This is a genomic window from Allochromatium humboldtianum, assembly GCF_013385175.1.
Lineage (GTDB): Bacteria > Pseudomonadota > Gammaproteobacteria > Chromatiales > Chromatiaceae > Thermochromatium > Thermochromatium humboldtianum.
Window position 1 is genome coordinate 1 of sequence record NZ_JABZEO010000021.1, and the last position, 13,496, is coordinate 13,496.

1 protein-coding gene (running past one end of the window) is annotated in these 13,496 nt (G+C 67.8%); it reads right to left on the reverse strand.

Annotated elements, in window-relative coordinates; genetic code table 11:
* Window positions 1-196: 196 nt before the first annotated feature.
* Window positions 197-13,496 carry the 3' portion of an SDR family NAD(P)-dependent oxidoreductase gene (locus tag HW932_RS19210; RefSeq protein ID WP_176978082.1) on the reverse strand. The gene runs 6,380 nt beyond the window's last position, so 13,300 of the gene's 19,680 nt are visible here — the last part of the coding sequence; its start codon lies off the right edge, out of view; the stop codon is at window positions 197-199.

The following is a 13,496-nucleotide window of genomic DNA, read 5'->3' on the forward strand; positions in this document are numbered from 1 at the left end:
CCCGAACCTTCGACGCTTTACCTTTCGCCTGCATGATCCGGGTCTTCGAGAGTCCGAGGCTGAGGAAGCACCTCGGAGTCGGTCTGTGCGACCTGTTGCAAACGCAGCGGGTTTTCACCGCTTTCCCTGGTCAACCCAGCTCTTTCAAGCTCCGGCCTTCAGGCCGGGGTAGTTGACGGCTCGTGGTGAGTGGGCATCACCACAACTCGGCGACGATCTCCCGCAGGCGAGAGACATCGGCCGAGCCGGTGGCGAGGGTCTTGATCCGCAGCATTGGCTGCTCCTGGGCCACGGTCCGGCCAAAGGCGCCGAGGGCCATGAAGGCCGGATCCGAGGCGTCGGACCCGAGGCAGAGCACAGTGACCGGCTTCGTCAGCCCCTGACGCACCAGCGCCTTGGACAGCGGGAAGAGCGACTCGAACGCCCCGGACGGATCATCGGATGTCGGTTTCAGACGGTAGAGGATGTAATCCGGAGCCGTCGTCTCCAGCAGCCGCTCTAAGGACGTCTCATCGCCTCGAAACTCGTCGGACGAAGACCCCTCGTTTCGGTGGCCGGCGGCGGGATAGAGGCTGCCGTTGACACGCTGGATCTCCAGCCGGGGCCAGGCAGCGCGCAGCTCGCCGTCGAGTCCGTCGTCGTCACCGAACAGCAGCAGTCTTCCAACGCCACCGCTGTCGCCAACCTGGGTGTCCGGTCGCTCGCGCCGCTCCCAGTGCGGTCGCAGATAGATCGGAGCGGACGGCGGACCCGATGCCCGGATGCCGAACCCCTGGATCTCCAGCCGTGCCAGACCATCCTGGTCGAACAGACGGAGATCGAAGGTTTGGATATCGCCACGCCGGACGCCGCGCCGAACCTCGACCAGTCCGGGCGCGTTCAATCCGTTACACCACAAACGATCGATGGCAAAGGGCACGGCGGTCGCTCCGCCGGACGCCGCTGCCAGAACCGAGGCCGCCTGCAAGGCGCCGTCGAGCAGAAAACAGTTCAGCACCTTCCGCGCGTCCATCCCGGCTGGAAGACGCAGCCGAGCGATGGCCCGGTCATCGTCCCATTGGATGTCCTCGATCACACGGTAGTCGTCGCGGTAGTCGAGACCGGCCCGAGCCAGCCAGGCATAGAGTTCGTCTCCCGACTGACGATGAGGTCCGGCCGCCGGCCAGGCGCTGTGATCGACCCGCTCCGGCGTCCGCGCGCGATCGATCCGCGCCCGTCCCTCGGCATGGGTGACGGACGGAGAAGTGCCGGCAAGGATCTGGAAGGACAGCGTCCCGCCCGGCTCGGAGTCCAGCCGTACCCTGAGATCGACACCGTTCTCGGCGACCAGCGGCTCGAGCCACACGACCTGCTCGAACTCGACCGCGTCCGCCGCGCCTCCCCGCGTCTCGGCGATGGCGGCCGCCACCAGTTCGAGCATCAGTGCCCCGGACACCGTGACGTGCCCCTTCACTCGATGTCCCAGGAGCCGCAGATCATCGGCGGCCAGCGGGATGGTGATGCTGTCGTCCGTCGGGAGGCGTTCAGGCTCTCTCCCAGCGGGAAGCGGCCGGGGCGAGGGGGACTGAACGCCCACGTCAGTCCTGGCGCGGTCCGGCGCGGCCGACTGAACCCAGCAGCGCTCACGGGCGAACGGATAGGTCGGAAGCGCGGTGCGCCGCGCCGAGCGCGACCGCCAGAGCGGCGTCCAGTCGATCTCGGCGCCCTCGACCCAGGCCCGGGCCAGTCTCGGGAGTTCGGTTTCAGCGTCGGTTTCAAGAGCGGCCTGGCGTTCGGCGGCGACCGGCATTCGGCCCGAGTCACGGACAGGCAAGCCCTGATAGGCGTGCGAGAGGTCGCCGCGTCGGGCCTCCGCCAATCGCTGCCGCAGCGCGTCGAGTCCGCCGACGATCCAGGCCAGCCGGAACTCCAGGGCGTCGCGACCGGTTTGCAGCGTGAACGCCAGGTCGTCGAGACGCAGGTTCGCCCGGAACGTCGTGCCGGATGGATCGAGCCGGTCATGCAGCCGCGCGACCGACTCATCGAGCGCCGCCCTGGTCTTGGCCGAGAGGACGATCAGCTCCAGGCCGTCCACGGACTCGGCTCGCCCGCCGTCGTCGAAGTCCGACAGCACCGCATAGGCATTGGTCCCGCTGTAGCCGAACGAGCTCACCGCCGCATGGCGCGGCCGTCCCGGCGTGCGGCGCCACTCCTGCGGCTCGGTATTGACGAAGAAGGGACTGTCGTCGAACCGGATCTCCTCGTTCGGGCGCTCGAAATGCAGGGTCGGCGGAATTTGCTCGTGCTCGAAGGCGAGCAGCACCTTGATCAGTCCTGCCAGCCCCGAGGCGAACGAGGTATGTCCGATATTGGACTTGACCGATCCCAGGGCGCAGAACCCGCGCTTCCGGGTGTAGGCCCGGAAGGTCTCGTTGAGACCGCGAACCTCGACCGGATCACCGAGCCGCGTCCCGGTCCCGTGCGCCTCCATCAGGCCGATCCATTCGGGATTCACCCCGGCACGTTCGAGCACCCGGCGTTGCAGCTCGGTCTGGGAGGTCGCGCTCGGCGAGGTGATGCCGTTGGTCTTGCCGTCCTGGTTGATCCCGGTCGCCTCGATCACGCCGTAGATGTGATCGCCGTCCCTTAGCGCCTCGTCGAGCCGCTTGACGATCACCATGGCCACGCCCTCGCTCAGGGCGATGCCGTCGGCACGGTGATCGAAGGGCCGGCAGCGTCCGGTCGGTGAGAGCATGCGCAGCTTGCTCGTCGTCACCAACTGGTCCGGTTCCAGAATCAGATTGATGCCGCCCGCCAGCGCCAGATCGCAGTCCCCGACCTCGAGACTGCGACAGGCCTGATGCAGGGCCACCAGGGATGACGAGCAGGCCGTGTCCAGCGCCATGCTCGGGCCTTTCAGGTTCAGCAGGTAGGAGATGCGCGCCACCATGATCGAGGGCGTCAACCCCATGCCGGCGAAGGCGGTATGGAAGAGTTCGGGGTTCTCGCGCTTCAGGATGGCGCCGTATTCACCCATGGCCGCGCCGACGAAGAGACCGCATCTCGTGCCGTTCAGGGACCGACTGCAATAGCCGGCGTGCTCGAACGCCTTCCAGGCTTCCTCCAGGAACAGACGCTGCTGCGGGTCCATGACCTCGGCTTCTGCATGGGAGAGATTGAAGAAGAGCGGATCGAAGCGGTCGACCTCGTCGATGAATCCTCCCCATTTACAATAGGTCTTGTCGATCGCCTCCGGGTCCGGATCGAACAGGCGCTCGACATCGAAGCGATCGCGCGGAACCACGGAGACGCTGTCGACTCCCTGAGCGAGATGGCGCCAGAAGGTGTCGAGATCCGGCGCGCCCGGCAGACGGCAGGACAGGCCGATGATCGCGATGGCGTCGGGGGCTGGCCTCCTGCGGTCAGTCTCCAGCCGCTCGCTCTCTGGCGGAAAGCTGGAAGCTGGAAGCTGCAAGGAGGCCGCTGCAAGGGCCGGGGGCGGGTTCAGGTTCGATTCGACGGAAACACCGACTGGAGACAGTGTGATCGGCTTGCGCGCCTCGGCCGGTGGCGACGGCGGGTCGGCGCTAACATCCCGAAGCTGAAGCTTGGCCGGCGCGGACGTTGGTTTCGCTGCCGGCGGCGTGGTGGTTGCTGGCTTCGTCGCCGTCTCGACCAGACTTGCGACATGGTCCGCCAGGGCATCGAAATGGGTCAGGTCGTAGACGATCGACGCATCCAGACCGAGCCCGAAGGTGCGGTTGACCTCGTGGATGAATTCGACACCCGTGATCGAGTCGAGACCCAGATCGCGGAAGCTCATCCGGCGGTCCAGCGTTCCAGGCTCGATGTGCAGCTTGTCGCACAGACTGAGGGCCATGGTCCGCCGCAAGTCCTCGGCCTCCAAGGCGGGGACCGTCGTTCCGGACGCGATGGCCGGCGGAGGCGGGGCGACGGCAGGCGTGGCTGCATCCATCGCGCTCGACTCGTCGCCGGCCGTTTCTTTGAGATCCGCGTCCTCGTCGCCCTGGTCTTCGCCGTCCTCGCGGAAGAAGCGACTGATCCGCGCCTTCACCTCGGGATGGCCGAAGGTCTCGCCATGCATACGCAGTTCTTCGGCGATGACAGCGGGGAGCCGGGCGAGTTTTTCGCGCGCGAGGCTGTCCTTGAGCGTCCTCAGCGTGTAGTCGGGTATCCGGGTCAGCGACCGTGCCAGCGCGATGGCCTCGTCCAGCACCCTGGCCTGCGGCTGGAACAGGACGTTGGCGCCACGCTGCTTGAGATCGGTCCCACGATAGGTGGCGGCCGTCATCATCATTTCCACCGCCAGCGCCCCGCCGAGCTTGTCGGGCAGGATCAGGGTGGCCCCCAGTCCGGGCGTGAACCCGTACTTGGTGAAGACAGCGCTATAGAGCCCCTCTTCGGCCATGACGACCATGTCGGCATAGAGTCCGAACACCAGTCCGCCGCCGGACGCATGTCCCTGGATGGCGGCGATCACCGGCACCCGGCATTGCAGGAAGCCCTTGAAAATGAACTCCATGTCGGCAAAGGTGGCCACATTTCCGGTGAGGGTCAGCAGCTCCTCGCGCGTGCCGCCCATCGAGAACACCTTGTCGCAGCCGGTGACGACCACAACCCGGACGCTCGGGTCGCGCTCGACCTGATCGAAACAGTGCATCAGCCCGTGCAACAGGGCCTCGGTGAACATATTTCGGTTGGCGCGATCCTCCATGCGCACGACCAGGATGCCGGCGTCGAGACGCTCCATCCGGACCTCGGGCCTGGCCTCGAAATGCCCGGCCGAGGCCAGCCAGTGTGTCGTGTCCACGACGGTCCTTGCAGCCGGCGGTTCGGCGACCGGTGCGGGTGCCGGCCTGTCCGCCGTCGCCTTGCCCGACACGAAACTCCCGTACCAGTAGCGATCCGCGAGGAAGGGATAGCCCGGCAGCTGCGGCACGCGATGGGGAACGCCCCCTGGATGGAGGACGCGCCAGTCGATCTCAGCCCCCGTCACCCAGGCCCGCGCGATCGCCCGTAGATCCATCCGGTCGATGGCAACCGGATCGATCGCGACGCGCTCCTGATCGGCACGACCGCGAATCGCTTCCGTCGGCTCCGAATCCAGGAAGGCCGCCAGTCGTCGTTTCAGCGCTTCAAGGTCGCCGACGACGAAGGCGACCCGCTCCGCCAACTCGGCGCGCGCGACCTGAAGCGTATAGGCCAGCGCGGACAGATCCGCCTCGGCGTCGGGAGACCACAGGTAGCCGAGCAGGTTGCCGACCGCACTCCTCAACTCGGTCTCGCCGCGCGCCGACAGCGGGATCAGCCACTCGGATCCGGTCGTCGTGACCGGGAGCCGGTCTTTCGGCGGCTCCATCCGGTACTCCTCGACGATCAGATGGGCATTCGTCCCGCCGGCCCCGAAGGAGCTGAGCCCCGCCCGGCGCGGTTGGCCCTCGGGCACGACCCAATCCCGCAATTCGCGCTGCAAGACGAAGGGCGTGCGCGAGAAGTCGATGTCCGGGTTCGGACGTTCGGCGTTCAGGGTCGGAACCAGTGTCCGGTGCCGGAACTGGAGCAGGATCTTGGTCAGGCCGGCGATCCCGGCGGCGGCCTCCAGGTGGCCGATGTTGGACTTGACCGATCCGAGCGCGCACCAGCCGGACGCGCCCGCGTCCTGGCCCGACGTGAAGGCCCGGGTCAGTCCATCGACTTCGATGGGATCGCCCAGCCTGGTGCCCGTGCCATGGGCCTCGACATAACCGATGGTGCGCGGATCGATGCCCGCCTGGCGCAGGGCCTGGCCGACGACGGCCCCCTGCGCCGCCGGACTCGGCACGGTGAAGCCATTGGTGCGCCCGCCGTGATTGACTGCGGACGCCTTGATGACGCCATAGATGTGATCGCCGTCGCGGCGTGCCTGGGCGAGCGGTTTCAAGATGACCACGCCGACTCCCTCGCCGGGCACATAGCCGTCGCCGTCCGCGCCGAAGCTGTGGCATCGTCCCGACGGCGACAGCATGCCGAGCGCACAGGCGCTGGCGTATTTGATGGGATGCAGATGCAGGTTCACCCCGCCCGCCAGGGCCAGGTCGCATTCACCCCGGCGCAGACTCTCGCAGGCCAGGTGGATCGCGGTCAGCGACGACGAACAGGCGGTGTCGACGGGCAGACTGGGACCGCTGAAATCGAAGAAATAGGAGACGTGGTTCGCCAGCGACCACTCCCCCGACTGGTCGACCCGGGTCCGGGTCTCGAGATTCCGCATGACCCCGAGCAACTGGTAGGAGTTCTGGGTGACGCCCGCGAACACGCCGACCCTGGCCCGTTCCTCGCGCCTGTGCCAGGCGAGCAGCCGGCTGCGGGCATAACCGGCATCCTCCAGGGCGTGCCAGGCCGTCTGCAGGAAGAGCCGCGTCTGCGGATCCAGGGTCTCGGCCTCGATCGGGGCCATACTGAAGAAGCCTGGGTCGAACAGGTCGACGCCATCGAGAAAACCGCCCCACTTGCAATAGATCTTGCCTTCGGCCGCACGGGCCGGGTCGGGATCGTGGCAGGCCTCGGCGTCCCAGCGCTCCGGCGGTACTTCGCGGATGCAATCACGCCCATGGGTCAGATTGTCCCAGAAGGCGGCGAGATCCGGGGCCTGCGGATAACGCCCGGCGAGACCGATGATCGCGATCTCGGTGGAGTCGTTGGAGTCGTTGGAGTCGGGCTGTGGCGCCGACTGAACCTCCGGAACCGTGTGGACGGATGGAGAATCCTCGATCGGGGCGGCCCGCGCCTCCGCCGGTTCGGACCGCTCCTGTGCGACTGGAACGGCGGCGAACAGCGACTCCAGTTCGGCACCATGAGCACTGAGCAAATGGGCGCTCAACGCCCGAGCATGCGGAAACTCGAACAGCAGCGTCCGCGATACCTCGGGAATCAGCTCCGTGATCCGGGCATTGAAGCGCGTCACCAGGATGGAATCCAGACCGTACTCGGCAAAGGGGCGCTCCATCTCGAATTGGTCGAGCGGAACCTTGAACAGCTCCGCCACCTGCTGTTTCACGAACTGCTCGATCTGTTGCTGGGCGTCAGCTTCCGGCTTCCAGCTTTCAGCCAGAGAGCTGGCGGCTGGAGGCTGGTCGCTGGAAGCTGGCGGCCGGCTGCTGAAAGCCGGATTCGCCTGAACTCGCTCAATCCGCTCGACGATCCTGTCCCGACGGCCCAGACAGCACAGACCCGAGACCAGACCCGCGCTCCCCAGGGCGCGCTCCAGGAGCCGGAGTCCGGACGCGGATTCCAGCGCCGGCAGACCGCTCTGCCGCTCGGTCTGCTCGGCGGCCTCCGCGCCGGTCGCCATGCCGCCGTCCCGCCACATCTGCCAGTCGATCGCGAGGCTGCGTCCGTGCCGCAGGCCGCGCGCGCGCAAGCCTTCCCGCCGGACGGCGAACTCGTCGAGGAAACGATTGGCATAGGCATAGTCGCCTTGCCCCGGCTCGGGCAAGACCCCGGCGACCGAGGAGAAGAGCACGAAGGCATCGAGCGGTTCGTCCTTGAGCACGGCGTCCAGGTGCATGGCGCCGAGGAGCTTGGGCGCCAGGACGCGGCGAAATTCGCCGAGTTCTTTCTTGATCAGGAAGTTGTTGTGGAGCACGCCGGCGGCGTGGATCACGGCATGGATGGCGCCGAAGCGCTCCCTGGCCAGACGCACGGCGGACTGGACATCCTCCTCCCGACCGACATCGCCGCGGACATAGAGCACCTGTCCACCCAGGGCGGCGAGTTCCTGGATTCGCGCCCGCAACCGCGCGTCGGGTTCCGAGCGTCCGATCCAGACCAGCCGGGCGCGATAGGTCTCGACCAGATGCCTGGAGAGGATCCAGCCCAGCCCGCCCGCGCCCCCCGAGATCAGACAGACACCCGATTCCCGGAACCCGAGACCGACCGCGCCGAGCGGATGGGCTTCGAGCGTCCGGATCTCGCGCCCACCCGCGCACCGGCGTACCTCGCGCGCCGAGTCATCGGCAAAGAGTTCATCGGCGACCGCGCGGTCGTCGTCCAGGGTCAGACTGAGCACGCGGATTCCGGGCCGTTCCTGGGCCAGGGTCGCCAGGAAGGCCGGAATCGCGGCGAGTGCCGGCGGCGCCTCGCTCGACAGCACAAGGATCAGGCGCACCGGCCTGGACCCTGGACTCGACACCAGGGCGCGTGCCAACCGATAGACCTCTTCGATGCCGATCACGCCCTCCTGGGCGCGCACCAGGATGACGCGCGGGGCCTGGGTCGCGATCAGATCGGCGTACTCCGTCTCGCCGGTCGGCTGAGACCGGAGCAACGTCAGATCCGGGTAGCGCTCCGCGATGGCTCGGACCAGCCCGTCTCCCGAATCCACGACCAGCACCGGCCCCTGGGGCGGTGAGGTCGGATCGCTGGTCATGGGCGCCTCCCGCCACACCGGGGCGAACAGCATCTCCTCGACGGCCGGACTCACCGGCGGCGCCGCCTCGACCGGACGGACCCGGACCGTCTCCGGCTCGCCGCGCTCAGGGGGATCGGCCCAGAATCGCTCCAGGGTAAAGGGGTAGACCGGAAGCTGAATGCGTCGCACCGGCCGGGCATGGAGGCTCGACCAGGCGATCTCGCGGCCACTCACATAGAGGGCGGCCAGTTCGAGCAGCCGGGCGCGTGTCGGCGGTCCGTCCACCGACACGGCTTCGACGTCGTCCGCAACGGAGCGCCGGACCGTACCGGACCAGAGGTTCTCGACCAGCGCCCCCTCCAGCCAGAGTCGCAGCGACTGCCGCAGCTCCAGCCGATCCCCGGCGACCAGGGCGAGGCGATGTTCGAAATGGCCGCGCCCGACGTTGAGGCCGTGCGAGATCTCTTCGAGCGAGACCGGCGAACCCGCGTCGAGCCCATCGTCGAGACAGGCGACGAGACCCTCGACCCGGCGGCGCAGGGCGATCGGATCTCGGGCCGACAGGGTGAACAGCCGGTCTCCGGTCTCCGCGACCGCCGGGGGCCGGGCGGGCGGCTCTTCGATCACCAGATGCACGTTGGTTCCGCTGAAGCCGAACGCACTCACCGCCGCCCGCCGGGGGCTTCCGGATTCGCGCGTCCAGGGTCTGAGCCTCAGGTTCGGAAAGAAGGGGCCGGCGGCGAAATCGATGTCCGGATTGGGATCGTCGCAATGCAGTGTCGGCGGGATCTGCGCGTGCTTCAGTGCCAGCAGCACCTTGATGACGCTGACGGCGGCCGAGGCCATCATCGCATGTCCGATGTTGGACTTGACCGAACCCAGGGGGCAGAACCCCCGGCGATCCGTGAAGGCGCGAAAGGCGTCGGTCAGTGCGCCGATCTCGATCGGATCGCCCAGTTTGGTGCCGGTCCCATGGCATTCGACATAGCCGATGGTCGTCGGATCGATCCCATATTGCTCATAGACCGAGCGGATCAACGCCGTCTGCGACGGGCCGTTCGGCGCGGTGATGCCCGTGGTCTTGCCGTCCTGGTTGATCGCCGAGCCACGAATGACGCCATGGATGTGATCCCCGTCACGCACCGCCTCGTCCAGGCGCTTCAACAGCAGCACGGCACAGGCCTCGCTGGGCACGAAGCCATCCGCGCCGGCGCCGAACGCCCGGCAGGCGCCGGTTCGCGACAGCATCCCGGTCTGGCTGGCGAGCACATGCAGGCGCGGGGTGCTCAGGATACTCACGCCACCGCTCAGGGCCATGTCGCTCGCCCCCTGGCGCAGGCTCTCGCAGGCCAGATGGATGGCCACGGCCGAGGCCGAGCAGGCGGTGTCGACCGCGATGCTCGGCCCTTTCAGATTCAGCCAATAGGAGATGCGCGAGGGCAGGATCGCCGGGGACAGTCCCATGAAGGCATAGGCCTCGCCATCGCGCCCGGCCGCGCGGAGCACGCTTTCGTAGTCGCCGACCGAGCACCCGGCAAAGACGCCGCACCGTCGGCCGTCCAGGTCGGATCCGGCATAGCCGGCGTCCTCCAGGGCCTTCCAGCACTCCATCAGAAAGATCCGCTGCTGCGGATCCATCAGCTCCGCCTCGTGCGGGGAGATGTTGAAGAACAGGGGATCGAACCCGTCGATGTTCGACAGGAAGCCGCCATGCCGGCAATAACTGCGGCCCGGCGTCTCCCGGCCCTCGGTATGGAAGTCGTCGAGCCGCCAGCGCTCCGGGGAGACCTCGCGCACCGAGTCGATCCCGTCACGGAGATTGCTCCAGAACTCGGCGGGGCTGTCGGCTCCCGGCACGCGCAGCGAGTAGCCGATGATCGCGATGGCATCGGGGGCCGGCTTCCAGCGGTCAGCCTCCAGCGGTCCGCTTTCTGGCTGGAAGCTGGAAGCTGGAAGCTGGAAGGAGGCCGCCGGATTTGGGACGGCGGTCGGCGCTTCGACGACCGGAACCTCGACCCGAGCCTCGTTCGGGACCGGCTCGACATCGGACGGCCTCACGGGATTCGTTCCCTGGAGCGCGATGAGTCGATCGGCCAGGCTGGGCAGGGTCGTGTAGTTGAACAGGTCGACCGAGCGTAGCTCGACCCCGAACTCCTGGTTCAGGGCCTCGACGAGCTCGGCGGCGACGATCGAATCCACGCCGAGCTGATCGAAGGTAGCCTCAGGCGTCAGGTCGGACGGCGGCACCCGAATGACGCGCTCGAAGACGGCGGCGATGCGTTCGCGCACCCGCCGCTCGACCGTCTTGTCGCGGTCGGCGCGCGGCGCGTCCGCTCGATCGGCGGGTCGCATCGCCGGCGAGGCCTCGTCCGCCGGTCTGTCGTGCGGGATGCTCGGGGACGGGACTCCACCCGAGCGCGCAAAGACCACGGTCCCGACCAGGGGGGCCGACGCATGGCGAAGCCGTTCGGCGAAGGCGACAGGCGAGAAGCCTTCCTCGATCAGCGCCCGTTCCCATCGAGCGCGGTCCAGGATCGGCGAGCCGGGGAGACGGCGGTGCCCGTCCTCGAAGCGCCACCAGCCGTCCAGCAGTCCATAGGTCAGCGAATTGAAGACGGTGACTTCTTGCACCTCGTTGAGCACCAGCAACCCGTCGCCGCGCAACAGCTCGCGCAGTAGCCGCAGGCTACGCTCGAGACTGGCGCAGACATGCAGGGCGTTGGCCGCAAGGATGATGTCGGCCTCGCCGGCGGGAAGTCGTTGCTCCTCGAGACGGCAGTCCAGATCCATGACCTCGAACCGCATGAAGGGATAGTCGGCGGCGAAGTGGCTGTCGAACCGCTTCCTGAACCCCATTGACACATCCGTGAACACATAATCGACGCGGTCTGCGTACCGGCGCAGCGCCCTGGCGACGACGGCGGTGGTGCTGCCGGTGCCGGCGCCGATCTCGACGACGCGCACCTTCTGCCCCGGCGCCAGATCGGCCAGCCGCCGACGCACCGCGCGTTCCACAACGATCGCCAGCAACTGGTTCAGATAGTCGATCTGGGCCGTGCCCGAGTAGATACGCTCGACGAGCCGCAGCGATCCCCCGGGGAACATCACCTCGGTCGCGGGCCGCCGGCCACGCAATACCTCGGGCAGCGCCTCGACGCAGGTGCGCAGCAGTTCGACATGGCCGGCGAATCCCGGATGTTCCTCCAGGAAGCGCCGCTCCAGCATCGCGGCCTCCTCCTGTTCACCGCCGGCGGCGGCCTGCGTCAGTATCCCGCGCAGGGTGCCGAGCAGACGATCATGTCGTGGAATCACGCCCAGCCGCGCCGCGAGTCGATCCAGGTCCGGTGTCCCGGTGTCGTCTCCAGGCCCCCCCAGTGAGCGCAGCCTTTCGACCAGCAGACGTTCGGCCAGCCGGTCGAGCCGTTCCAGCGCCGCCGCATCCCGCTGGAGCGCCGCGCGCGTCGGGAGCGAGCCGTCGGGATCGGCCTCCGTCAGGTCGCGGATCAGATCCTCGAAACGCCAGGACGTGTCATGGCCAGGCGCGTCCCGCACCGGCTCGAACTCGACCCCAAGCTGGTCACGCATCAAGCGCTCGCTGCCCTTGGCATAGATGATTTGTGGGATGTCCTGGGCCAGGACACGCTCGATCACCTCGAGTCCCTCGGCCTCGTGGATCGAGCTCCAGCCCAGCGCCGTCATGGCGGCGCGATAGTGTTCGTCGGCTACCACGCCGATCTCGCCCCAATAGCCCCAGTCGATGACCCGTGTGGGCAGTCCCAGGGCGTCCAGCGCCCAGCGCGCGTAGCTGTCCAGGAAGAGGCTCCCCGCCGCGTAGTTGCCTTGACCCGCCGCCGTGAGGAAGGCATTGATCGACGAGAAGGCGAGCAGCCAACCGGCTCCGGACCGGCGCGCCGCGTGCGCGAGGTTCACCATCCCCTCGACCTTGGGATCCAGCGCGGCCAGGAAATCCTCTTCCCGCATCCGTGCCAGCCAGCGATCGCGCAGGACGAGCGCCGAATGCACGACGCCGTCGATCCGGCCCCAGCGCTCCCGTACCACACTGAAGGCGGCCTTGATCTCCGCCGCGTCGGCGATATCCGCACGCAGATAGAGCGCCTCGCCGCCGAGTTCGGCGAGGGTTACGAGCTGGTGCTCGATCTCCCGGTCCGCCGGTCGCCGTCCGAGCAGGGCGATCCGGGCGTGATACTCGCTCGCCAGATGACGGGCGAGCGCGTAACCAATCCCACCGGCACCGCCCGCGATCAGATAGACGCCGCGCTCGCGAAAGGCGCGGCGCCCCGCAGGTGCCGGCTCGATCGGTCGCAGCACCTGCTCGTAACGCCGTCCGGCCCGCCAGGCCACCCGTGTGTTCCCGACCTGGGGCGGTTCGGAGAAGACGGCGGCCAGGGAGGCCTCGACACTCGCTTCCGAATCCTCTTCCAGGTCGACGCCGAGGGTGACGAGGTCCGGGTTCTCGTTCCGAACCGAGCCGAACAGACCGACGACCGCCGCGAACGCAGGGTCGCCCCGATCCTGGTCGACCACTGTCCAGATGTTTCGCGTGACCAGGATCAGACGCAGCGGTGCTTCCCAGGCCCCCCGAGACTGCAACGCCCGGATCAGTCTGAACATGGCCAGCACGCCGGTCTCCTTGGCGTGGCGGATCGCCTCCAGTGCGCCGGGCCGCTCGCCCGGCTCCGGGTGCAGGGACCAGAGGATGGCGCCCGGATTCGGCAGCTCCGCGATCACCCTGGACATGGCCCCTGGATCCCGCACGTCGACCGTCCAGACGGTTTCGGACAGTCGTCCGCTCTCCCGGCCCAACCTCAGTTCGTACAGCTCGTCGAGCCGGCCCGACAGCCGCCTTTCAAACGAATGTTGCGCGTTGCTGACCAGCCAGACGACGCCGGACGGCAGGTCCGTTCTCTGCCCGGCCGGCACCCGCTCGACCCAGACGGGTTCGAGGTACAGACCGTTCGGCTCCCGGACCAGCGGATCCTCGACCGACGGTTCCTTGGCCGAGACTCGGGCTCCGACCGACTCGCGCGTGGTATAGCCGGTCAAGCGCACACACGGGAGTCCATCGGGATCGAGCAGGTCGATCTCC